Raw genomic sequence first — 25117 nt, 5'->3', positions numbered from 1 at the left:
CCGACCCCGCCATTGACACCGCCGAAATCACGGTCAGCGAGCTGGCGGAGCGCTTCGGGATGACCCTCACCGGTATCACGAAGCACCTGCGCCTCCTCGAAGAGGCTGGCATGGTCGTGACCGAGAAGCGCGGCCGCGTGCGCCACTGCCGACTCGGCACGAACCCGCTCGACCGCGAGGCCGCCTGGATCAGGGGTCACCAGCTCGAGATCGAGGGCCGCCTGGACCGTCTCGGACAGTTCCTCAACCGCATGGAGGAGTAACGATGACCACGCACCACACCCCCGCCGCCGCGACCGTGTCCACCCCCGGCGACCGGGACATCCACGTCGAACGCGTCTTCAACGCCACCCGCGACCGGGTCTGGGCCGCGTACACCGAACCCGAGCAGCTCGCTCAGTGGTGGGGTCGCGGAAACCCGCTCGACATCGAGCGCTGGGAGTTCGAGCGCGGCGGGCACTGGCGGTTCGTCGAGCACCACGAGGGCGGATCCGACGGCTTCGAGGGGCGGTTCCGCGAGATCACCCCGAAGGACCGGCTGATCTACTCTTTCGAGTGGGACGGCATGCCCGCGCACGTGTGCATCGATTCCGTCGAGTTCGTGGACCTGGGCGACGGCCGCACCAAGGTCGTCATCGACAGCCAGTACTTCACCACAGCCGAACGCGACGGCATGCTGCAGTCCGGCATGGAGGACGGCATGAACGCCTCCTACGCGGCGCTCGACGCGCTGCTGGCGCAGGCCGGCTGACCGCCGCTCAGTCGTTCAGGCACAGGCAGAAGTAGTGACCGGCCGGATCCCGGAACACCGTGAAGTCCGGGTGCTCCGCCGGTCCCTCGACGAGCTCCGCGCCCAGCCCGAGCACCCACCGCGTGGAGGCATCCATGTCGTCGATCCGCAGATCCAGGTGCATCCGCACGCCCTGGGCCGGCCAGTCGACCGGGACGAAGTCGGGCGCGAGTTGGAACGCCAGCCGGAGCGCCCCCGGCCCCTGCAGGACCACCCAGTCGTCGTCCGACCGCCCGAGCTCCCAGCCGAGCACCGCGCCGTAGAAGCCGGCCAATGCGGCCGGATCGGGGCAGTCCAGGACGGTGTACTCCATACCGATAGCGGGCCGGGTCATGTGATCGACACTAAGTCACCGGGCGCCGATTGCCAGGATCTTCTCAGGCGCCCCTGAACGGATCCTTACCCGGCGCGGGCATCGTGGACGCATGTCGCTGATCACCGTTCTCGCCGTCGGGGGCACTGGTGAATCGCATCCCGACGACCGCCGCACCGAGGTGTCCGGGCTGCTGCGCGAGGTCACCGACGCCCTCGATGGGCGGTTCGTGGCCCGCTGGGTCGGCTACCCGGCGTCCTACGGTCCGGTCGCTGTCGGCGGGCTGAGCTACCGGCAGAGCACCGAGGTCGGCGTGCGCCGGGTGATCGAGGCCGTCGCGGAGGCCGGCGGCCCGGTGATGCTGATCGGCTACTCGCAGGGCTGCACGGTCATCCGCGAGGTGCTCGGGCACGTCGCGGCCGGGCGACTGGCCGCCGACGCCATCGCCGCCGTCGGCCTGATCTCCGATCCCGAACAACCGGAGGGCGCGGTACCCGGCTGCCGCGGGCACGGCGTCGCGGGCTCGGGACCGGCGATTCCGGACTCGATTCCCGTCCTCTGGGTCGGGCACCCCGACGACATGATCTGCAACGCCAGCGACGACAGCTTCGTGCGCGACGTCGCGGACCTCACCCGCTGGATGTCGCTCCGAGACCCGTGCAGCTGGCTCCGAAAGCTCTGGGAACTGCTCCGCAACAACAGCTTCCAGAACGCTACCAAGACCCGACTGGGCTTCCGGCAGTGGCGGACGGACTTGCGGCGCCTGCGCACCGCACTGCTCGAGGTGCTCGGCTACCTGCCACCGCGCCTGGCGTGGCGCGGCGTGCGGCTGAGCAACCCCAGGGGCGGCCGGCACGTCGCGTACGCCAGCGAACCGCTCGACGCGGGAGGACTGACCGGGTGCCAGGTGTTGGCGCAGTGGATCCAGGTGCAGGCGACGTTCGGCGCGGCACGCGCCGTGAGCCCGGCCGCCTGACCACGGAATCACCCTTCCGCCGCCGCGGACCCCGCCCGACGGATATCCTCACGAAAGCACCCGGATACGGCCGCGCGTCGCCCGGGCCTGGGATCGCGGTTACTGCGCGCGGGCTGCGGCCCCGCAGGACGGTATCGGCTTCACCCTTGGGGGCGTGTCATGAGAAGAATCGTCCACTTCGCACGATCGGCGCTGACGGTGTTCGCGCTGCTCGCAACCGCCGCGGCCATGGTGGTGAACCCCGCAACCGCGAAGCCGCTCCCGACCATCGTGCTCGTGCACGGCGCATTTGCCGACACCACCAGCTGGGACGGCGTCGCCGCCGACCTGCGCGCGCGGGGCTACCCGGTCGTGGTGCCCGACAACCCGCTGCGTGGTCCCTCCTATGACGCCGCCGCCATCGAGAAGACGCTCGCCGGGATCTCCGGCCCCGTGGTTCTCGTCGGCCACTCCTACGGCGGCGCCGTCATCACCAACACCCAGCACCCGAACGTCGCGGCACTCGTCTACGTCGCGGCGTTCGCCCCGGCGCAGGGCGAACCCGTGATGCTCGCGCTCGACCCGATCCGGTTCCCCGGCAGCCAACTCCTCCCGCCGGCGCTGCAGGTGAAGCTCGTCGACGACGCGCACGCGATCGGCGGCAAGAACCTCGACGGCTACATCGCCGACGCGTCGTTCCACCAGGTGTTCGCGCCGGACGTCAGCGCCGGCACCGCCGCGACCATGCTCGCCCACCAGAAATCGATCGCGGTGTGGGCCAACCTCGAACCGTCCGGGCCCGCGTCGTGGTCGAACACCCCGTCCTGGTATCTGGTCTCCGCCGGGGACACCGTGATCCCGCCCGCCTCCCAGCGGTTCATGGCGAACCGGATCGGGGCCCACACCAGCGAGATCCAGGCCTCACACGTCTCGCTGGTCTCCCAGCCGCGCGCCGTGGCGGACACGATCGTCGCGGCCGCCGACGCCACCTAGCGGCCGCCCCGCCCCTGTCCGAGACCGCGATCCCAGCGCCAGGACGATGCATCCGTAGGCTGGTTCTGTTCGGGTCGGGTTTCAGCACAGAGGGGATCGATGATGAATCTCGTTCGTAGGCTGGGCATGTGCGGGCTGCTCGTTGCGGCGTTCGCGTCGTCGACCGCGGGGGTTGCGGCGGCGGCGACAGTTCCATTTCAGATCAATCCGGCCCCGTACGGGAATCCGAACGGGAGCTTCGACGCTCCCGCACCTCGGTGCGCGGCAGTGGTCGGCGACCAACCCGGTGTCGTCACGATCACCGGCGGGAATCCCGGCCGCTGGGGCTGCCCGCTCTCCTCCCAGGTGCAGTGGATGAACCTGTCGACCGGCGCGACCGGTTCCACCCACCTGTCGGATGGCCTGAACGGGATTCCGGCCGCGGCGACGTTGAACACCGGAACCGGGCAGGTCGCCGTCGTCCTCAATCCGGTGGCCGGGATCATCACCCCCGGAATCGCCACCGTCTTTGTGCCGTAACGGTCACCGCCCAGGCCCCGAGGCAGGTCACAGGGTGTCGATCACCGACTGCCCGGCCGGGGTGCGCAGCGCCTTCGTCGTCTGCACGCCCGAATTCGGATTCAGCCTGTCGACCGACCGGAACTGGAAGCGCGCCTCGGCCGCGTCGACCTCGAGGACTCCGTAGCCGTGGTCGACCATGTCGGCGTGCCGCAGGTGCGGGTTCTTGGCGCGCCTGCTCGCCTCTTCGGCCCGCGCCGCGCCCGTGTCACTGCTGCCGGTGGCGCCGCCGTCCCCCGTGTTGGAGGAGGTGACCGACGGGACGACGAACTCGACACCGGCCCGCCGGGTGCCGGGCGCGTTCACCTGGGCGCCGGTCGACGTGCCCGGCGCGAATCCGGTGTCCCACAGCTCGCCCGCCCATCCGTCGTGGTCGTCACCGGTCACCAGGACCAGGTTCTCCACCGATTGGGCCGCGGTGGACAGGATCTCGGTTCTCTCGGCGCCATAGCCGTCCCAGGTGTCCATGTAGGCGCGGGCGCCGTCGTCCGCCACCGCCATGCCCATCATCATGTTGGCGTTCGCGATCACCTTCCATCGCGCATCCGATCCGGTCAGCCCGTCGAGGAGCCACCGCTTCTGCGTCGCTCCGAGCATGGTCCGGCCCGCCGCATCGGCCTCGGCGCAGACGGCGAGTTCGGCATCGCCGCAGGCCTGTCGGTCGCGGTACTGCCTGGTGTCCGGCGCGAACAGCTCCACCGTCTTGCCCACGCGGAGCGAGCGGTAGGTGCGCGTCGGGTCGTTGGCGAAACGGGGAACCGGCATGTGCTCGAACCACGACTGCCACGCCCACTGCTTCTTCTGCTGGAACCCGATCGCGCCGTCGATGTCCGAGACCACCGGGAACGACCAGCCGTCCTTGCTGTAGTTGTTGCGGAACTCGTGGTCGTCCCAGATCGGGATGAACGCGTGCTGGCTGTGCATCAGCCGCAGATCGGCGTCGGTGCGGTACCTGCGGTACTTGTCCCGCATGGCGTCGATGGTCTGCGGGAACGCGTTGGTCTCGACGCCCCGGACGCCCGGCTTGGTGAACTCGTACACGTAGTCGCCGAGACACACGACGAAGTCCAGGTCCTCCGCGGCCAGATGCCGGTGGGCCGCGTAGTAGCCCTCCTCGAAGCCCTGGCAGGTGAACCAACCGATGCGGACCGGCTCGTTGGAATCGGCGGGCCGCAGCGTCCGGAACCGGCCGACCGGCGACTCGCCCCCGTTACCCCGGAACTGGTAGTAGTAGGTCTCACCCGGCGCCAGGCCGTTCACATCGAAATGCACTGTGCCGTCGGCATCTTCACGCACCTGAACCCGTTCGGCGAGAACCGGGCTGGACAGGTCCTCGCGGTTCGAGACGATCAACGCCAACTCGCCGCCCGCGGCGCTGCTCCCGGCACTACCGGTCCCGAGGCTGCCGGTCCCGAGACTGCCGGTCCCGGCGCTGCCGGTGCCACCCCCCGCACCGACGCGCGTCCACAACGTCGCGCCGTCGGTACGCGGCACCCCGGCCATCACGCCGTTGCCGAACTCGGGGTTGCGGATCAGTCCCGCCCCGCCATCGGGAGCCTGGCGCAGGACGGGGGTGGCGTTCGCGGTGGCGGGCAGCAGGCTCGCGCCGCCGAGTACGGACAGGCCGGCCAGGAAGGCGCGGCGGGAGACATTGGTGGGCGGAAAGGACACAAGCCACCTCAGGTGCGGTAGGGACAAATTCCAGATGACACTAGACGTCCACGGCCCGTTCCGCGATTGTTTCTCCGTCGTTCACCGAATGACGCCTCGATCCACCCAGGGAAGGTCGGGTCGTGGGGCTGCCCGACACCGCGATTCACTCTCGAAACCGGGCCCGCTGCCGGTAGCCTCGCCCGCGTGATGGCGACAGGGTCGCCGGATACCCGTCAGCGCGACATCAGAAGTGGGGGAACATGGGTTCGATCGAGATCATGAATTGGCTTCAAGAGGGCGCGAGTGCCGGGGATCCGATCAGGGGGCCGCTCTACGTCGTGGCGTTCGTCGTGGGCGGGCTGTACAGCGTGTTCTTCGAGGGTGCCGTGATCTGACGGACGTGCGAGAGCGCGTCAGGTCGTGTGGTCACGCCCTGATTCCAACCCAGACTTCTGAAGAGGGGTGCCATGTCGGGCATTCGCCCTCGAAACCGGGCCCGCTGCCGGTAGCTTCACCCCGCGTGATGGCGACACCGTCACCGGATACCAGTCAGCGTGACACGAAGGAGTGAGGACATGGGCTCGGGCTCGATCGAAATCGTGAAGTGGCTCGAAGATGGCGCGATGGCCGGAGATCCGATCATGGGGCCGCTCTCCGTCGTGGCGTTCGGGATGGTCGGACTGTACAACAGGCTCTCCGAGGCTGGCTTGAGCTGACGGAGGACGTGCGAGAGCGCGTCAGGCGGTGCGAGGCCCGGCGCCCTAACTCGTCTGAACCGCGGCTACCGGCAGCGGACGGACGGTGAGGATCTGCTGCGCGCAGCCGACGGGACCGTGGACGTCGTGCAGGATCGTGCTCGTCAGCCCCTGCCCCGTCGAGCCGAATGTGACGGTCGTGTCGAGCCCTGTCCACCCGCCCTCGGGCTGGCGGTACAGGTGGATGGTCAGGTCCAGGTTCGGGAACATCCACTCGGTGGGGTCCTGTCGCACTCCGACGCCGTTCGCGGTATCGACCAGGGCGAGGAAGGAGGCCAGGTTGCCGGCCCGCTCGCCCACCACCAGATCCACCGACGTCGACGCCCAGGCCGTGGCGCGCCCAGCGCTCGGCGTGCCGACCTGCCGGGTGTCGAGCGAGGCGACGTAGCCGCCGGGCCACACCGAGCCCATCGACCACCGCGAGGCGGACTCGGGGTCCGGCAGCCTATCGGGCTCCCCTCCGGCGACGACGGCGGTGTCGAGGTCGGCGAGGAACCAGGCCTGGGCACTGACCACGGCACGGCCAGCGATGACGACGGTCGCCCGGACCAGTTCGATGGTCCGGCCGGGCCGGACGGTCTCGACGTGAATGTCGAACTCCTCGAACGCGATTCGACCGAGGATGTCGAATCCGATGCGTCCCATCGGCAGCGCGGGACGTCCCTCGCTCGCTCGCGTTCTCTCGATCTCGTGGACCACCAACCCGGCCAACGGGCTGAAGTGCTGCTCATCGGCAGCCCACGCGCCGCCCGCATGTGACGTCGGGGCGAACCGGCGCGCTCCGACCCGCTCGAAGTAGCCGGCCCCGTGTCCTGTCGTCTCAGTCATCGGACGCACCTTTCACCTTCTCGACCCTAGGGTCGAACTTTATCCTATTGAGTCGACTGATCGCCCCTTTGGTTGTATCTACCAGGAGTCGAATCGCCGATCCCGCCCACGTCGCGGCAGGTCTTCCCGGCCCGGATGCCCGATATGATCTGCCGATGACTTCGACCGTGGACGGGGAACCGGCCGCCCCTGCGGGACGCGCCGCCCGCCGTCGCGATCGCCGTAAGGCGGAGATGATCTCCGCCGCGCTCGAGATCCTCTCCAGCAGCGGATACCAGGGCATGCGTTTCGAGGACGTGGCCGAGCGCACCGATATCGCGAAAGCGACTCTGTACCACTATTTTCCGAGCAAGGACGCACTGGTCGCCGAGGCACTGGAGAAGCTCACCTCCGACGTACTGACAAGCCTCGGCGAGGCGCTCGACGGGGCGACGGACCGATCCGCGACCGACCAGCTGCGCACCCTGATCGCCGAGCAGCTGCACATCCTCACCGTGCGCTACCCCGAGGTCGGCAAGGTGTTCTCGTTTCCCGCACCGTGGCCGCCGGCCCACGGCGAGCTGATCAAGGCGATGCGCCGTCGCCACGACCAGCTCTTCCGCCGCGTCGTCGATCTCGGCGTCGATGCGGGCGAGTTCGACTGCCCCGACCCGTCGGTGGCCCTGCACTGCCTGCACGGGATCCTCAACCACGCCTCGATCTGGCTGCGCCCGGACACCGACCCCGACGGCCGCACCCGTGATGCCGTGGTCGAGGAGGCGCTGCGCCTGTTCGTGCGCGCCTGACCGGATACGACGAGGGCCAGAGCCGGTGGGATGATGACACGCGTGCCGATGCCCTCACCGCTACCAGCCAAGGACGGGGTCGGACCGACGCGGCTGCGCGTCCCGACGTCCGGTCCGTGGCCGACGATCGCCGAGTACATCGTCACGAGGTTCGACCACCTGGACTCCGGCGACCTGTACCGGCGGTTCGACGCCGGCGAGATCGTGGGCACCGACGGCAGTCCGATCAGTCGCGGTACGACACTGGGCGCGCACCCGTTCGTCTGGTACTACCGCGATCTGCCGGTGGAGGACCCGGTGCCGTTCCACGAGGAGATCCTGCACGTCGACGACGACCTCGTCGTGATCGACAAGCCGCACTTCCTCCCGACCACCCCGAGCGGGCGCTACCTGCGCGAGTCGGCGCTCGTCCGATTGCGGGTCCGCCTCGACAACCCGGACCTGGCGCCGATCCATCGACTCGATCGCGGGACCGCGGGCCTGGTGATGTTTTCGGCCCGCCCCGCGACGCGCGGCGCGTACCAGTCGCTGTTCGAGAAGCGACGGGTCGTGAAGGTCTACGAGGCGGTGTCGGCGCGACCGCCCGGGTGGGACCAGAACTCGCCGGCGCTCGCCGGGCGGGCCGTTCCCCTTGTCTACCGCAACCACATCGAGTCTCGGCGCGGCGAGTTGCGGGTCGTCGTCGACGACGTCCGTGAGCCCAACGCCGAGACGGCGGTCGAGGTGCGCGGGACCGGCGTGAGCGCCTCCGGACGTGCGGTGCTGCACACGGTCCTGCGTCCCCACACCGGACGGATGCACCAATTGCGCGTGCATCTGGCAGCGCTCGGCGCCGGGATCCTCGGCGACCGACGCTATCCCGACCTGCTGCCCGAGGCGCCGGACGATCATTCCCTCCCACTCCAATTGCTCGCGCGGGAACTGGAATTCACCGATCCGCTGTCGGGGATGCCGCGCCGGTTCGTCACCCGCCGGACGTTGAGCGAGGCGCCCATGTCGGGACGCTGACCGGGCGCCACGAGAGACCCCGGAACCACCAAATTTGTCGGTGACACCCGATACAATCGAACACATGAGCGAACATCGGGCGGGAGGCGAGGCGGTCACGGCCGCCGCGGTGGAGCGGTGGATCCACCGGCTCGCCGACGCCGACGGCCCGGACGAGCAGCCAGAACGCATCGATCTGCTCCGAGCTCTCGAACGACTCACCTGCGCTGCGGCCGGCCTTCAGGCTCAGGTCACCTCCGATTTTGCGAAGCAACTACGCCGCGCGGCCACCGATGCGGGAGCGGCGCGCGAACGTCGGGATCGTGGCATCGCCTCGCAGATCGCGCTGGCCCGCCGCGAGTCCCCGCACCGCGGCGGCATTCATCTCGGCCTGGCAACCGCACTCACTTCTGAGCTTCCACACACCCTCGGTGCGCTACGCGGAGGATGGATCACCGAGTGGCGCGCCACCCAGATCGCACGTGAAACCGCCTGCCTCTCAATCGAAGACCGAGCCGAGATCGACCGGAAGCTCGCCGCCGATCCCGAACGACTCGAGAAGATGAGCGACAAGGACACCGTCGCCAGCGCACGCCAGATGGCGTACGAGGCGGACAAGCGGGTCTGGGTTCGACGGAAAGCCAAGGCGCATGCCGAGCGGCGCGTATCGATCCGGCCGGCCCCGGACACGATGGCCTACGTGACGGCACTGCTCCCCATGGCGGAGGGCGTCGCCTGCCACGCGGCCCTCGCCGCAGCGGCCGCGTCGACAACCGCCACCGGCGACCAGCGGACCCGGGGGCAGATCATGGCGGACACCCTCGTCGCCCGCATCGTCACCGCATCGACCGACGACACCGCTGCGCCGGCCACACCTGTTCGAGTGCACCTGACGGTGTCCGACCGCACGCTGTTCGGGGGTGACGACGAGGCGGCACACGTCCGCGGCTACGGACCGATCCCCGCAGACGTGGCACGGGAACTCGTCCACGCCGCCGCGACGGCCGGTGTCGCCGAGCTTCGCCGGGTGTACACGCGCCCGGACACCGGCGCGGTGATCGCCATGGACCGGAACACCCGCCTGTTCCCCGCCTCCCTGGCCGAGTTGATCCGGCTCCGCGACCCCATCTGCCGAACCCCCTGGTGCGATGCACCCGTGCGGCACATCGACCACATCCACCCCGCCGCCGACGGCGGACGGACCACGTTCGCGAACGGCCAGGGGCTGTGCGAGGCATGCAACTACGCCAAACAGGCCCCCGGATGGAACACAGCGACGCTCGACTCCCTGGGCGGCAGACATCGCGTCCGGATCACCACCCCCACCGGACACATCCACCACAGCCTCGCTCCCCCGGCACCGAGGCCCGCGGTCGCGTGAGGGAGGACGATGCTCACGGACCGAGTCAGCTCATGCCGGCTCTCGCATCACGCCGACATGGCGCACCGTCCCGGAAAGGCCTGGAAGCTCCTGCACAGGCGACCAGGTGCTCAGCCCATCTGTGCTGTCGGAATAGAGATACTTACCTTCGGTGTAGGCGTCCAGGTACATCCGCCAGGCACCGTTCGGCAACTGGACCACGGCCGGACCCTCCACCAGCGAACCCCAATTCCCGGGCGGGACAAACGAATAGGGGCCCGTCACCGACGACGCGACCGCATGCTCGATGACCTTCTTCGTCTCGTTCTTGGTGAACGCATGATAGGTCGATCCGACCTTGACCACGGTGGTGTCGATGTGGTCCGCGCCGATCCCGTCGAGCGGGACGGGCAGGCTCCACAACCGGAGCGATGGCTCCAGCGCCGTCATCAGATACGGCACGAATCCTCCACCGGTCGACATCGACAGGATGACGTGGACGCGGTCGCCGTCCACGAACCATTCGGGCGCCCAGGCCTTCGTGGTGAACGGCGACAGCGACGGGCCGTCGCTGAACCCGGCCGACCCCGAGGAACCCGGCGGGCTCGCCGAGCCGGTGCCATCCCCGGTGCCCGGCAGGAAGGCGCAGCAGAACGGGACCGGCCAGGAAGCCAGGTACGTCCAGTTGATCCGGTCACTGCTGCGCGCGAAGCCGATGTTCGCCCCGTCGACTGTCGTGTAGGTGACGTAGTAGAACCCGTCCGTGTCCCGGAAGATGCTCGGGTCACGCACCACCCCTGACGGGGGCCGATACGCCGACAGCCGGAAGGGTTGGAATCCCGAACCGTCCGGCGACTCGTACACATCCATGTCGCGGTCGCTGGCGTTGCTGAACGCCACCATCGTGTATCGCCAGTCTGACGGCGGTGCGGCGCCACTGCTCCCCGAGGCCGCGACCAGCAGCCCCGCGACAACGAGCATCACCATCGATATGGCCGAAAAGCTGGTTCGCTTGGTGAGCGTCACCGGTGCAGTATCCACGCCCAGCATGCGCAGCACGCGTAGCTTGGACCGCAGGCGGACCGGATCGTTACCGACTGCGGTGTGGTGTCGCCACCAGGTCGTTAACGCCGAACGGGCGGTTTCCGGGGACCGCACTCGGCGTTTGTCCCGGAAACCGCCCGTTCGCGGCGTGGCGCTAGACGTTGAAGCGGAACTCCACCACGTCACCGTCGGCCATCACGTAGTCCTTGCCCTCCATGCGCACCTTGCCGGCGGCCTTGGCGGCGTTCATCGACCCGGCAGCGACCAGGTCGTCGAAGGAGACGATCTCGGCCTTGATGAAGCCGCGCTCGAAGTCGGTGTGGATGACGCCGGCGGCCTGCGGGGCGGTGTCGCCCTTGTGGATGGTCCAGGCGCGCGATTCCTTGGGGCCCGCGGTCAGGTAGGTCTGCAGTCCGAGGGTGTGGAAGCCGGTCCTGGCGAGGGCGTGCAGGCCGGGCTCGGACTGGCCGATCGAGTCGAGCATCTCCTGGCGGTCCTCCTCGTCCAGCTCGAGCAGCTCCTGCTCGACCTTCGCGTCCAGGAACACCGAGTCCGCCGGGGCGACCGAGGCGCGCAGCTCGGCGACCTTCGCCTCGTCGGTGAGCACGGCCTCGTCGGCGTTGAAGACGTAGAGGAAGGGCTTGGTGGTGAGCAGGCTGAGCTCGCGCAGCAGCCCGAAGTCGAGCTTGTCCTTCACGCTGAACAGAGTCTTGCCCTCGTCGAGGAACGCCTGAGCCTTGAGCGCCTCCTCGTGCAGCGGCTTGAGCTCCTTGTTCTTCTTCGCTTCCTTCTCCAGGCGCGGGAGGGCCTTCTCCAGCGTCTGCATGTCGGCGATGACGAGCTCGGTCTCGATCACCTCGATGTCCGACGCGGGGTCGACGCGACCGTCCACGTGCACCACGTCATCGTCGGCGAACACGCGAACGACCTGGCAGATGGCGTCGGCCTCGCGGATGTTGGCCAGGAACTTGTTGCCCAGGCCCGCGCCCTCGGAGGCACCCTTAACGATGCCGGCGATGTCGACGAAGGACACGGTCGCGGGCAGCAGCCGCTCGGAACCGAAGATCTCGGCGAGCTTGGACAGCCGAGGATCGGGCAGCTCGACCAGGCCGACGTTGGGCTCGATGGTCGCGAACGGGTAGTTCGCGGCCAGCACGTCGTTGTTGGTCAGCGCGTTGAAGAGGGTGGACTTGCCGACGTTGGGCAGTCCGACGATTCCGAGGGTAAGGCTCACGGTCTCCAGAGTCTACGGCCCGGCCGACCTGGGGTAACGGTGACCCTCGACCTGGCGATATACAGGCACGAGTTCCACCGACGAAGAGAGCGAAGACAGCACGCGGACGCGAACTGATCTGCGCGAATACACTGAATCACCGGACCCGAGCCGCGCCGAACCACCTCGCCGATGGAACGAGGTGACTCCCCGATGACCCTGGGTCGTTCTTGAAAGGGATCCTGCGTGGATTCTGCAAGGTCGACCGGCCGCAACGCTCGCGATGTCCCCGCCGAGGCCTTCCCGCTCTCGTCGGCACAGCGCGGAATGTGGCTTGCCCAGAAGCTGGCTCCAGAGGTGCCGATCTGCGTCGCCCAATACGTGGAAATCCACGGAGACCTCGACCTGGATCTGCTGAACGCCGCCTCCATCACGGCCGGGCGCGAGTTTCAATCGCCCTACCTGCGGTTCTTCGAGGCGGACGGCGAACCGTTCCAGGCCCTCGACCCCACCATCGACAACTCGGCCGGATACGTCGACTTCCGCGGTGCACCCGATCCGACCGCGGCCGCCCACGCGTGGATGGCCCGCGACTACGCCACCCCGCTCGACCCGAGCCGAGACCGAGTGGTCGAGTCGTCGATTCTGCAGGTCGGCGAGCGGGACTACCTGTGGTACAGCAGAATTCACCACGTTGCCCTGGATGGATACGCGGGCATGACCCTGGTGAACCGGATTGCCGCGCTGTACACGGCGGCCTCGGAGCGGCGCGAGCCGGAGCCGAACCCGGCGGCGGATCTGCAGACCCTCTTCTCGATCGATCAGCGGTACCGGTCGTCGAGCCGATTCGAGTCCGACCGCGCCTACTGGACACAACGCGTCGAAAGCTACGGCGGGGATACGACCCTGTCCTCGGTCGTCGCGCCCGCGGTTGCGCACAGCACGCTCGAGGTCGCGACGCTCTCGGCCGACGCCGCCCAGCGACTCCAGCAATCCGAGGACATCTTCGGCGCACCCGCGGCCGCCCTCGTGATCGCGGCCTTCTCCTGCTACCTGTCGCGCATGACCGGCACGGACCGGGTGCTGATCAACCTTCCGGTCTCCGGGCGCACGACGGCCACGCTGCAACAATCCGGCGGCATGCTCGTCAGCGTCGCGCCGCTGCAACTGGACGTTCTGCCCGACGACACGCTCGACACGGCGACACACCGGGCCAAGCTGGAAGTGATGGGCGCGCTGCGGCACCAGCGATTCACCCTCGAGGACATCCGCCGGGAAACCCTCGCGCCGGGATCGGCCCGTCGGCTGTCCGCCCCGATGGTCAACGTGATGCTGTTCCGCCCCCGGATCGTGTTGGGCGATCTCGTCGGCGAGTTCCACGTGGTGACCTCCGGCCCGGTCGAGGACCTGCTCGTCAACGTGTATCGCAGCGGCACCCCCGAGCGGACGGTCCTCGAGTTCCGCGGCAATCCGAACCGCTATCGAGCGGACGAGATCCGCACGCACCATCGGGCGTTCATCGCCCTTCTCGAGGAGTTCCTCGCCGCCGATCCCGACGCCCGGGTGGCGGCGCTTCACCCGGCCTCCGCGGCCAGGGGCGCGCACCGCCGGCGCGAGGTGGCACAGCTCGAATACTGGACGACGACGCTCGCCGGGCTCCCCGAGCAACCCGCGCTCGCGACCGATCACCCGCGACCGACTGTTCGGCCCACACCCGACGACCGCATCGAGGTCCACATCGGGGCGGAACTGCACGGCCGCATTCGGCGACTGGGCGGGGAGGTGTTTCCCGTCGCCCACGCGGCCCTCGCCGCGCTGCTGGCCCGCCTGAGCGGCACCGGCGACATCGTGCTCGCGACACCCGCCCACGACCGGCCGATCGTCCTGCGCACCGAGGTCGACGGAACGCGCACGTTCGCGGACCTGCTCGCGCGGGTACGCGGCACCACCCTGGCCGCGTCCGAGAACGCCGACGTGCCGTTCGAACGCATCCTCGCCGCGCTCGCACGATCGCCCGCCGACCCGCCCCCGTTCCAGGTCGGCCTCGAGTGCACGGCCGACGGCGGATCCTCCGCAGCAGCGGCCGGACGCTATGGAGAGTACGAACCCGACCTGCGGCTGACCTGCGCCGAGCGGTGGGACAGCGCGGGCATTCCCGCGGGAATCGACCTCACCGTCACCTTCGCCACCGCGCTGTTCGAGCCGACGACCGTGCGGCGGTTCGCGGACCGCCTGGTCCGCGTCCTCGACGCCGCCACGGCCCACCCGGGCACGCCGGTCGGCGACCTCCACTTCCTGGGGCCCACAGACCTCGCCGGTCTGGTTCCGGCGCGCGGCGACCCCGGCATCACCGCGCGATCGTTCCCGGATCTCCTGGCCGACGCCGCGAGCCTGGCCCCGGGCGCCGTCGCGCTCTCGGAACTCGGACGCGACATCACCTACCGCGAGCTCGATCTGAGATCCAATCAACTCGCCCGAATGCTGATCGATCGAGGCGCGCGAGCGGAAACCTTTGTCGCACTTGCCCTGCCCCGCTCGATCGAGTTCGTACTCAGCGTGTGGGCGGTCGCGAAGTCCGGCGCCGGGTTCGTGCCGGTGGATCCGACCTATCCGGCGGACCGAATCGCGCACCTGCTCACGGATTCCGGGGCAGTGCTGGGCCTGACCACCGACGCCCACCGCGCCCGGCTTCCGGATTCGGTGCCCTGGATCGAGCTGGGCGCCGCGGCCGTCGAGGACCGGATCCGATCCTGTTCCCGCTCAGTTCTGACGGATTCCGACCGGCGATCACCTCTGCTCCTCGATCACCCGGCCTACCTGATCTACACGTCCGGTTCGACGGGCATGCCCAAGGGAGTGGTGGTCACCCACCGCGGACTCGCCGATCTCGCCACCCAGCAACGGGAAGCACTGGTGGTGACTCCGGACGCACGGGTGGCGCACTTCGCGTCCCCGAGCTTCGACGCCGCCCTCTTCGAGTTGCTGACGGCCCTCAGCGCCGGGGCGCGCGTTGTGGTCATCCCGCCCAACGTCTTCGGCGGCTCCGAGCTGTCGCGGCTCCTCATCCAGGCCAGCGTCTCCCACGCGATCCTCACCCCGACGACCCTGGCGACGCTGGACGATCGAGGACTCGGGTCACTGAGATCCCTGGCCATCGCCGGCGAGGCGTGTCCCCCGGACCTGGTTGCGCGGTGGGCCCCCGCTCGCCGGGTGGTCAACGCGTACGGCCCCACCGAGGCCACCATCATGTCCAACCTCAGTGCGCCCCTGACGTCCGGCGGTCCGGTGACGATCGGCGGTCCCACCCGCGGCTTCTCCGCGGTGGTCCTCGACGAACGGCTGCATCCGGTAGCCCCGGGCATACCGGGCGAGCTGTACCTCGCCGGACCTGCCCTCGCCCGGGGGTACCACCGCCGCGCCGCGCTGACCGCGGCACGGTTCGTCGCCGATCCCCATGGGGCTCCCGGCGAACGGATCTACCGGACCGGCGACCTCGTACGGTGGCGAGTCGGGGCGAGCGGCACCGTTCCCACCCTCGAGTATCTGGGGCGCAGTGACTTTCAGGTGAAGGTCAGGGGCTTCCGCATCGAGCTCGGCGAGATCGACGCGGCACTCTCCGGACACTCCTCGGTCCGGTTCGCCGCAACCGTCGGTCGCCCCGACCCATCCGGCGACATGGCGCTGGTGTCCTATGTTCTGCCCGCCACAGGAGCCCGCCTCGACATGGCCGACCTGAACCAGCACCTCGCGGGCATCCTGCCCCGGCACATGCTGCCGGCCGCGATCGTGGAACTGGACAGGATTCCGCGGACCACCAGCGGCAAGCTCGACCGAAGAGCCCTCCCCGAACCGCATTTCGAACGCCCGTCCGGCGGCCGGTTGCCGTGCACACCCACCGAGCGAACCATCGCGACCGTCCTCGCGACGGTCCTCGGCAACGACAGCATCGCTGTCGACGACAACTATTTCGACCTCGGCGGCAACTCGCTCACCGCGACGCGGGTGGTGGCTCGGCTCAACGCCGCGCTCGACGTCGACGTCGGGGTGCAAGAGCTGTTCGAGTCACCCACGGTGGCCGCGCTGGCGGCGCGCATCGAGCAGAGCGGGGTCCACGGGCGAGCCCGCCCCGTCCTGGGGCGAGCACCGCGGCCGGCGCAGCTTCCGCTGTCCCCCGCGCAGCAACGCATGTGGTTCATCAATCAATACGACACCGGGTCGCCCGCGTACAACATCCCCCTCATCGTGCGGCTGCGCGGGCACCTCGACACGCCGGCGCTGCTGGCGGCGATCACCGACGTCATCGAGAGGCACGAATCGCTGCGCACCGTGTACCCCACCTCGGACGACGGTCCCCACCAGGTGATCGTGGCCGCCGCAGTGGCCGTCCCGGACCTGACGCCGGTCTCGGTGGACGCGGCGGACCTGGCCGACCAGCTCGAGCGGATCTGCTCCTCCGGCTTCGACGTGTCCGCCGCGCCGCCCCTGCGCGGCGGCCTTTTCCGGCTCAGCGAAACCGACCACGTGCTGGCGCTGGTGGTCCACCACATCGCGGCCGACGGCGCGTCCGCTGGGCCCCTGGCGGCCGACGTGAGCGTCGCGTACGCCGCGCGCACGGCGGGACACCCACCGAGTTGGGCGCCGCTGGAGGTGCAGTACGTCGACTACACGTTGTGGCAGCGGGAACTGCTGGGCAGCGAAACCGATCCGGACAGCGTCGCCTCACGCCAACTCGACTATTGGACCGCAACCCTCGCCGGGCTCCCGGAATCGCTGGCGCTGCCGACCGATCGTCCTCGGCCGGAACGACAATCGCTGCGCGGCGCCACCCTGGAGTTCCGCATCGACCCCGAGCTCCACGCCGCGCTACGCGCCCTCTCCCGCCGGCACACGTCAACGCTGTTCATGACGGTCCATGCGGCCCTCGCCTCGCTCCTGGCACGGCTGAGCGGGTCCGGCGACATCAGCATCGGCACCCCGGTGGCGGGCCGCGGCGAGCAGGCGCTGGACCACCTGGTCGGCATGTTCGTCAACACCCTGGTTCTGCGCACCCGCCTCGATCCCGCCATCAGCTTCGCCGAGACGCTGGGCCGAACCCGGGACACGGACCTGGCCGCCTTCGGCCACGCCGACCTCCCGTTCGAGCGGCTCGTCGAGGTGCTCGACCCGCAGCGCTCGACGGCGCACACCCCGCTCTTCCAGGTACTCCTCGAGTTCCAGAACATCCTGCCCGGTGACGCCACACCGGTGGGCCTCGAGCGTCACGGCCTCGAACTCCCCGACCTCGACATCACACCCATCGCCCACGACCAGGCGACAGCAAAGTTCGAACTGCAGGTCTCCCTGGCGGAACAGTTCGACGGCAGCGGTGCTCCCGCGGGCATCCGGGCAGGCCTCCGATTCGCCACCGACCTGTACGACCGATCCACCATGCGCGCCCTCGCCGACCGGTTCGTCCGCGTCCTCGAGACGGTCACCGCCGATCCCGAGGTGTCGATCGGAGACATCGAGATCCTCGACGAAGCCGAACGAAGTGCCCTGCTCGCCCGCTGGGACAGCCCCGGCACCGAGATGGCGGCGGGGACCCTCGCCGAGCGATTCGCGGCCATGGCGGCGCGGTCACCCGAGGCGCCTGCCGTGTCAGACGCACATCACACCCTGACCTACGGGGACCTGGCGTCTCGGGTGAACCGGCTGGCCCGCCTGCTGACCAGCCGCGGCATCGGACCGGAAACCGTGGTGGCGGTGGCACTCCCGCGGTCGATCGACTACGTCGCGGTGCTGATCGCGGTCGCGACGGCGAAGGGGTGCGCGGTACCGGTGGACGTGACATGGCCGGGCGATCGGATCGCGAGCGTGCTCGCCGACGCGGAGCCGGGATCCGTGATCTCCACCCGGGCCGTGGCCGCGGACCTCCCCCTGACCGGCCGACAGACGCTGCTGCTCGACGCCCCGGACACCGTCGCCGAACTCGCGGGCCTGTCCGGCCTGCCCGTCGCCGAGGCGGCCACGCTCCCCGACGCCGTCGCCTACCTGGTCTACACGGCCGGCTCGACCGCCCGACCGAAGCCGGTGTCCATCACCCACCGAGGCGTGCTCGCGGCCTTCGCGGACACCCGGTCGCGGTTCGGGTTCGACAGCTCGGACACCTGGGCCATGACCCATTCCCATTCGTCCGACCGCTCGGTGTGGGAACTCTGGGGTGCGCTCCTGCACGGCGGACGGCTGGTGATCGTCGACTACGACACCGCACGATCGCCCGCACGGCTGCGCGCCCTGCTCCGTCGTGAACGGGTGACCGTGCTGAGCCAGACCCCGACCGCGTTCGGCGTCCTGGCCGGCGGTCCCGAGTCGCAGGACAACCCGGGCGGACCTGCGTTGCGGTTGGTCCTCCTCAGCGGCGAAGCGCTCGACACCGAACTGGCCGCGCGCTGGGCCCGGTCGGCACGGGAACTGGTCGTCGGGTACGGCAGCGTCGAGACCGTCGGGACCATCGCGCACTCGGGCGTCGACCCCGCGTCCCGGACAGCCCTGCTTCCCGCGCCCGGTCGCAGGATCGCCATCCTCGACCGCCGACTGCGCCTCGTCCCGCCGGGCGTCGAGGGCGAAATGTATGTCGGCGGCGCCCAACTCGCTCGCGGCTATCACCGTCGAAGCGGGGCTACCGCAGCCCGTTTCGTGGCGAGCCCGTTCGGTGCCCCGGGCGAACACATGTTCCGCACCGGCGACCTGGCGCGATGGACCCCGGATGGGGGCATCGAGATCCTGGCGCGCTGCGACTTCGCGCCCCGACTCCGCGGCTACCGCATCGATCTCCGTCAGATCGACGCTGCGCTCACCGGGCTCCCCGCGGTCGCGGCCGCGGCCACCCTCGACCACACCGAACTGTCCGGCGTCATCACGCTCGTGTCGTACGTGGCTCTGGCACCGGGCCGCGCCCTCGAGCCCGCCGCGGTCATCGAGTTCGCGCGGACGCTCCTGCCTGCGCACCTGGTGCCTGCCGCGGTCGTCGTCCTCGACGACCTTCCCCGAAACCAGGACGGCCGAGTGGACCGCGCGAGGCTGCCCGTGCCGGAATTCGTCGCCCACGCCGCGGAGTTCAGGGCGCCGCGGACCCCGCTCGAGGAGTCCGTGGCCGAGGTGTTCGCACAGGTGCTCGGCAGGGAAGGGTTCGCCACGGGGCGAATCGGTCTCGACGACAACTTCTTCGAACTCGGCGGCACCTCCCTGATCGCGACGAAGGTGGTGGCGCGGATCAACGCCGCGCTCGGCACCGGGATCGGGGTGCGCAGCCTGTTCGAGGCGCCGACGGTGGAGACACTATCGCGCGCCATCGCCGAAAGCGGTCCGACGCCCGGACGACCCCGGCTCCGTGCACGCCGTCGCCCGGACCGCGTACCCGTGTCGTTTGCGCAGCAACGCATGTGGTTCATCAACCAGTACGACACGTCGTCACCGACCTACAACACCGCGATGGCCGTTCGGATCGAGGGCGCGCTCGACACCGACGCGCTGTGCGCTTCCGTCGCCGATGTCGTCGACCGACACGAAACGCTGCGCACCATCTACCCGCTCGTCGACGGCAGCCCGGTTCAGGTCGTCCTGCCGGCCGGGGCGAGCGTGCTGAGCGCCCCGATTCCGGTCTCGAATGATGACGATCTACGGGCGCGGATCCTGCAGGTCGCCTCGGCAGGCTTCGACGTGTCGACACAGGTTCCCCTGCGTGCCAGCCTGTTTCAGCTGAGCCCCACCGAGCATGTCCTCGCGGTGGCGATCCATCACATCGCCTCGGACGGGTCGTCACTCGGGCCGCTGGCCCGGGACGTGGCGGCCGCGTACGCGGCGCGCACCGGCGGTCGCGATCCGGACTGGCCCCCGCTGCCCGTGCAGTACGCCGACTACACCCTCTGGCAGCGTGCCGTCCTCGGATCCTCCTCGAACCCGAACTCGTTGATGTCCACCCAGATCCGGTACTGGGCACAGACGCTCTCCGGAGCTCCGGAGGTCATTGCGCTGCCCACGGACCGGCCGCGAACCCCCCAACGGTCGGCTCGCGGAGATCAGGTCAAGTTCGCGGTCGATGCGGCCGCGCATCGCCGCGCGGTGGAGATTGCGCACGAGCACGGTTCGACCGTGTTCATGGTGGCCCACGCCGCGCTGGCGATACTGCTGTCGCGGCTGGGCGAGTCCGAGGACATCTCGATCGGCACGCCGATCGCCGGTCGCGGCGACGCCGCGCTCGACGGACTGGTCGGGATGTTCGTCAACACGCTGGTGCTGCGCACCCGCGTCGATCCGTCGGCGTCCTTCGGCGACCTGCTCGAACAGGTGCGGGAGACCGATCTGTCGGCGTTCGCTCACGCCGACGTGCCGTTCGAAAGGGTGGTGGAGGTCCTCAATCCCTCCCGGTCGATGGCCTACTCACCGCTGTTCCAGGTCATGCTCGAGTTCCGGCACCGAGAGCGCGCGCGCCTGGAGTTGCCGGGTCTGTCCGTCACGATCACGGGGATCGACTCTCGCACGGCTAATTTCGATCTGCAGCTGGCCCTCTCGGAGAACGTCGACCAGGCGGGCACGCCACAGGGTCTCTCGGCCGAGTTCGTCTTCGCCACCGACCTGTTCGATCAGCCGACCGCCCGGCGATTCGCCGATCGCTTCGTGCGGATCATCGAGGCGGTCACCTCCGACCCCGAGGGGGCGATCGGCGATATCGACCTCGTCTCCGCCGACGAGCACGCCGCGTTCGTACCCGCGGTCGGCGCTGCCTCCGCCGAGCCGATGCCGCTGCCGGATCTGCTGGCCGCCGCCGCACCGGGTGCGACGGCCATCGTCTGTGGGGGCCGTGAGGTTTCCTACGGCGAAGTCGACGCCCGTTCGAATCGACTGGCACGCCTGCTCATCGCTGCCGGCGTGGGCCCGGAGTCGGTGGTCGCACTCGTGATGCCCCGGTCGATCGAGTCGGTGCTGTCGGTGTGGGCGACGGCGAAAGCAGGCGCCGCGTTCATGCCGGTGGACCCGACGTATCCACTCGACCGGATCGAACGGATGCTCGCCGACTCGGGTGCCGGCGTCACCTTGACGATGAACGCTCACCGCGGCCATTCGCCGAACGGTGTTCCCTGGTTGAGCCTGGACGACCCGGTGGTCGCCGCGCGCATGGCGACGCTGTCCGACGCACCACTGACCGATGCCGACCGCCCGCGGCCCCTGCACCCCGATCACCCGGCCTACCTGATCTACACATCCGGGTCCACCGGTCTCCCGAAGGGAGTGCTGGTCACCCACCGCGGCCTGGCCAACCTCATGGCCGACGTACGCCGACGCTTCGGTCTGACCGGCACCTCGCGAACCCTGCATTTCGCGTCACCGAGTTTCGACGCGTCGATTCTGGAGATGGCCATGGCCTGGTCCGCAGGGGCGACGATGGTGATCGCGCCGCCGGGCATCATCGGCGGTGCCGAACTCTCGCGACTGTTGTCCGCCGAGCGCGTGACCCACGCCTTCGTCACGCCCGCAGCGTTGGCCTCGGTCGACCCGTCGGGTCTGGAGGAGTTGGTCTGCGTTGCCACCGGCGGCGAGACCTGCCCACCCGGATTGGTCCGCCAATGGGGTGCCGAGCGCGCATTCTTCAACTGCTTCGGCCCGACCGAGACCACGGTCGTCTCCTCCGTCAGCGCGCCGCTTGTCCCCGGCGACCAGATCTCGATCGGCAGTCCGTCGATGGGATTCACCGAGATCCTGCTCGATGCGCGCCTGCGCGCCGTCCCGGAGGGCGTTCCGGGCGAGCTGTACATCTCGGGACCCGGTCTCGCTCGCGGGTATCTGGGCCGCAGCGCCCTCACCTCGACCAGGTTCGTCGCGAATCCCTACCGCCGCGGCGAGCGGATGTACCGCACCGGCGATATCGCCCGATGGACGAAGACCCCGGGCCGAGACGGGCACTCGCTCGAGCACCTCGGCCGCAGCGATTTCCAGGTCAAGATCCGCGGCCACCGCGTCGAGCCCGGCGAGATCGAATCGACACTGTTGCGCCATGACCGCATCAGCGACGCGATCGTCGTGGCCCGCGGCGGACGGCTGTGTGCCTATGTCGTCGCCGACTCCGGAAACGCACCCGGAGGCTCATCCCCAGACCCCGCTGACATTCTGGAGTCGCTCCGGACGACGCTCCCCTCGTACCTGGTCCCCTCCACACTGACGATTCTCGATGAACTCCCCCGGACCGCAACCGGAATGGTCGATCGGATTGCACTGATCGCACCCGAGATGCCCACGGGGGCAGCCACCGCCCGAGAACCCGCGACGCAGGTGGAGGCCACCCTCGCCGGCGTGTTCGCCGAGGTGCTGGGTCTGGACGCGGTGGGCGTCGACGACTCGTTCTTCGCGCTCGGCGGCGACAGCATCATGTCCATCCAGCTGGTGGCCCGCGCCAACATGGCGGGGGTGCACCTGACACCGCGGGATGTGTTCGAGCACAGGACGATCGCACGCCTCGCCGCAATGGCGGAATCGTCCGCGCGCAATCAACTGCCCGAACTGTCCGAGCCTCCCGACTACGGAATCGGCGAGATCCCGCTGACCCCGATCGTGCGCTGGATCCTCGAGCACGGTTCCCCCTTCGGGCGCCTGTCCCAGGCCGTTCTCCTGACCCTGCCCACCGGGATCACCCGTCCCGATCTCGAACGCACCGTGCAGGCTGTGCTCGACCACCACGACATGCTCCGCGCCACACTGCTCCCCACCACCCCCGACACCGAAGCCGGCATGCAAGTACAACCCCCCGGAACCATCGACGCGACCACGATCCTGCACCGAATCCCCGTCGACACCACCACCGGACCGGCATTCACCACCCTCGCCACCACCGAAATGGAATCCGCCGCCGACCGACTCGACCCCACCACCGGCACCATGATCCAACTCGTCTGGTTCGACACCGGCACCACCGGCCGCCTCCTGATCGTGGCCCACCACCTCATCATCGACGGCGTCTCCTGGCGAATCCTCATCTCCGACCTCGCCACCGCACACACCCACATCCACGCCGGCCACACCCCACACCTACCCCCCACCGGCACCTCCATGCGCCGCTGGGCACACGCCCTCACCGACACCGCCACCACCCGCACCCACGAACTAGACCTCTGGCGTCACATCCTCACCACCCCAGACCCCCCACTCGGACCCCGCCCCCTCGACCCCCAACTCGACACCCACGCCACCACCGACACCATCACCACCACCCTCCCCACCGACACCACCACCACACTCCTGACAACCCTGCCCAACGCCTTCCACACCACCGTCGACACCGCACTCCTGACCGCACTCGCCCTCGCCATCACCCAATGGCGACACCACCACGGACACCTCACACCCCACACCCTCATCAACCTCGAAAACCACGGCCGCGAAGAAAACGCCCTCCCCGGAGCCGACCTCACCCGCACCATCGGCTGGTTCACCACCATCACCCCCACCCGACTCGACCTCACCGGCATCGACCTCCACAACGCCCACACCAACGGACCCGCCGCCACCACCGCCCTCAAAACCATCAAAGAACAACTCCACACCATCCCCGACCACGGCATCGGCTACGGCCAACTCCGCTACCTCAACCCCCACACCACCCACCAACTCCAACACCTCCCCACACCCCAAATCACCTTCAACTACCTCGGCCGCATCACCGCGACGGCCGACCACAGGCACCCCGCCATGTGGATGCCCGTCGAGGAGGCCGCACTGACCGGCACACAGAATTCCGACATGCCCGCGTCCGCTGCCCTGAGCATCAACGCAGCGACGGTCGGCTCACCGAACGATCAACAATTGAGGGCGACATGGTCGTTCGCGACCGGTGTCCTCACCGCCGCCGACGTCACCGACATCGCCGAACTCTGGACCACCGCACTGACCACACTCGCCGACCAATCCCACACCGGCGGACACACCCCCTCAGACTTCGACCTCGTCCACCTCGACCAACCCACCATCGAGAACCTCGAACACCGCTACCCCACCCTCACCGACATCTGGTCCCTCTCACCCCTGCAAGCCGGACTGCTCTACCACTCCGAACTCTCCAAAGAAGCGACCGACGCCTACACCGTCCAACTCGTCCTCACCCTCACCGACACCATCGACCCCACCCGAATCCACCACGCCGGACAAACACTCCTCGACCGCCACCCCAACCTCCGCGCAGCCTTCACCCACACCCCAGACGGCCAACCCGTCCAGATCATCACCGACCACACCGAACTCCCCTGGACCGAAACCGACCTGACACACCTCGATCCGGCCCTGCGCGAGAACACCTTCCACACCATCACCGACACCGACCGCGCCACCGGATTCGACCCCAGCCACCCACCACTACTACGGCTGCACCTGATCAAGACCGGCACCGACGAACACCGCCTCGTCATCACCAACCACCACCTCCTCCTCGACGGCTGGTCCACGCCCCTGCTCCTGAGCGAACTCCTCACCCTCTACACCCGAGACGGCGACACCACCGCACTCCGCCGCGTCACCCCCTACCGCGACTACCTGACATGGCTTGCGGGACAGGACAATGCGACCTCCGTGACTGCCTGGTCACGGGCGCTGGCCGGCATCGACGCACCAACGATGCTCCCGGGCATCGATCGCACACGGACATCCTCCGGGCCACCGGCGGAGTGGGTCACCTCGCTGGGCACCGACCAGACCGATGCGCTACGCGCGGTGGCCCGTGACCACAACCTGACGTTGAACACCATCGTCCAGACCGCATGGGCAATCGTCCTGGGCACCATGACCTCCCGCACCGACGTCGTCTTCGGCACCACCGTCTCCGGACGCCCACCCCACATCCCCGGCATCGAAACCATGATCG

General features: G+C 69.1%; 15 protein-coding genes. 10 read left to right on the top strand and 5 right to left on the bottom strand.

Features of this window, described 5'->3' with window-relative positions; genetic code table 11:
* Window positions 1-11: 11 nt before the first annotated feature.
* Together ACFQS9_RS11525 and ACFQS9_RS11520 are read left to right on the top strand one after the other, a co-directional pair.
* Window positions 12-263 carry an ArsR/SmtB family transcription factor gene (locus tag ACFQS9_RS11525; RefSeq protein ID WP_378404915.1) on the top strand — a complete coding sequence of 84 codons (252 nt, stop codon included), beginning with the start codon at window positions 12-14 and terminating at the stop codon, window positions 261-263.
* A gap of 2 nt (window positions 264-265) precedes the next feature.
* Entirely contained in the window at window positions 266-751 is a 486-nt protein-coding gene (locus ACFQS9_RS11520) for an SRPBCC domain-containing protein (RefSeq protein ID WP_378404668.1), read from the top strand.
* 7 nt (window positions 752-758) lie between these two features.
* Here the strand turns inward: ACFQS9_RS11520 and ACFQS9_RS11515 are convergent, their stop codons facing one another.
* The gene (locus ACFQS9_RS11515) at window positions 759-1124 is read right to left on the bottom strand and encodes a VOC family protein (protein WP_378404666.1); all 366 of its coding nucleotides are present in this window, start codon (window positions 1122-1124) and stop codon (window positions 759-761) included.
* A 91-nt stretch (window positions 1125-1215) separates the two neighbouring features.
* Between ACFQS9_RS11515 and ACFQS9_RS11510 the strand changes: the two genes are divergently transcribed.
* From ACFQS9_RS11510 to ACFQS9_RS11500, 3 genes are all read left to right on the top strand, one after another.
* Entirely contained in the window at window positions 1216-2079 is an 864-nt protein-coding gene (locus ACFQS9_RS11510) for a cutinase family protein (RefSeq protein ID WP_378404664.1), read from the top strand.
* Between the two features lie 159 nt (window positions 2080-2238).
* Complete coding sequence (locus ACFQS9_RS11505) at window positions 2239-3051, top strand: alpha/beta fold hydrolase (RefSeq protein ID WP_378404663.1); 813 nt, start codon at window positions 2239-2241, stop codon at window positions 3049-3051.
* Between the two features lie 102 nt (window positions 3052-3153).
* Entirely contained in the window at window positions 3154-3570 is a 417-nt protein-coding gene (locus ACFQS9_RS11500; RefSeq protein WP_378404661.1) for a hypothetical protein, read from the top strand.
* A 27-nt stretch (window positions 3571-3597) separates the two neighbouring features.
* On the opposite strand, the gene ACFQS9_RS11495 is transcribed toward ACFQS9_RS11500, so the two are convergent.
* Complete coding sequence (locus tag ACFQS9_RS11495) at window positions 3598-5280, bottom strand: alkaline phosphatase D family protein (protein WP_378404659.1); 1683 nt, start codon at window positions 5278-5280, stop codon at window positions 3598-3600.
* 557 nt (window positions 5281-5837) lie between these two features.
* Between ACFQS9_RS11495 and ACFQS9_RS11490 the strand changes: the two genes are divergently transcribed.
* A complete protein-coding gene (locus ACFQS9_RS11490) occupies window positions 5838-5978 on the top strand; it encodes a hypothetical protein (RefSeq protein WP_378404657.1) in 141 nt (46 codons plus the stop codon).
* Window positions 5979-6023: 45 nt separating this feature from the next.
* On the opposite strand, the gene ACFQS9_RS11485 is transcribed toward ACFQS9_RS11490, so the two are convergent.
* Complete coding sequence (locus ACFQS9_RS11485) at window positions 6024-6845, bottom strand: thioesterase family protein (RefSeq protein WP_378404656.1); 822 nt, start codon at window positions 6843-6845, stop codon at window positions 6024-6026.
* 155 nt (window positions 6846-7000) lie between these two features.
* On the opposite strand from ACFQS9_RS11485, the gene ACFQS9_RS11480 reads away from it, so the two are divergent.
* From ACFQS9_RS11480 to ACFQS9_RS11470, 3 genes are all read left to right on the top strand, one after another.
* Window positions 7001-7630 (top strand): TetR/AcrR family transcriptional regulator, encoded by a 630-nt coding sequence (locus ACFQS9_RS11480; RefSeq protein WP_378404654.1) that lies wholly within the window; start codon window positions 7001-7003, stop codon window positions 7628-7630.
* Window positions 7631-7660: 30 nt separating this feature from the next.
* Window positions 7661-8638 (top strand): pseudouridine synthase, encoded by a 978-nt coding sequence (locus ACFQS9_RS11475; RefSeq protein WP_378404652.1) that lies wholly within the window; start codon window positions 7661-7663, stop codon window positions 8636-8638.
* 64 nt (window positions 8639-8702) lie between these two features.
* On the top strand, window positions 8703-9998 hold the full coding sequence (locus ACFQS9_RS11470) for an HNH endonuclease (protein WP_378404650.1): 1296 nt from the start codon (window positions 8703-8705) through the stop codon (window positions 9996-9998).
* Between the two features lie 30 nt (window positions 9999-10028).
* Here ACFQS9_RS11470 and ACFQS9_RS11465 read toward each other — a convergent pair whose 3' ends face one another.
* Window positions 10029-10964 carry a glycoside hydrolase family protein gene (locus ACFQS9_RS11465; RefSeq protein WP_378404913.1) on the bottom strand — a complete coding sequence of 312 codons (936 nt, stop codon included), beginning with the start codon at window positions 10962-10964 and terminating at the stop codon, window positions 10029-10031.
* A gap of 211 nt (window positions 10965-11175) precedes the next feature.
* Window positions 11176-12255, bottom strand: a complete 1080-nt coding sequence (gene ychF, locus ACFQS9_RS11460) for a redox-regulated ATPase YchF (RefSeq protein ID WP_378404648.1) — start codon at window positions 12253-12255, stop codon at window positions 11176-11178.
* 225 nt (window positions 12256-12480) lie between these two features.
* Here ychF and ACFQS9_RS11455 point away from each other — a divergent pair.
* Window positions 12481-25117 (top strand): amino acid adenylation domain-containing protein (locus ACFQS9_RS11455; RefSeq protein WP_378404645.1); only part of this gene is annotated, 12637 nt, incomplete at its 3' end.

This window comes from Rhodococcus daqingensis (genome assembly GCF_042665615.1).
GTDB lineage: Bacteria > Actinomycetota > Actinomycetes > Mycobacteriales > Mycobacteriaceae > Rhodococcus_G > Rhodococcus_G daqingensis.
The sequence above is the reverse complement of the archived record's forward strand: the minus strand, read 5'-3'. Positions and strand labels throughout refer to the sequence as shown.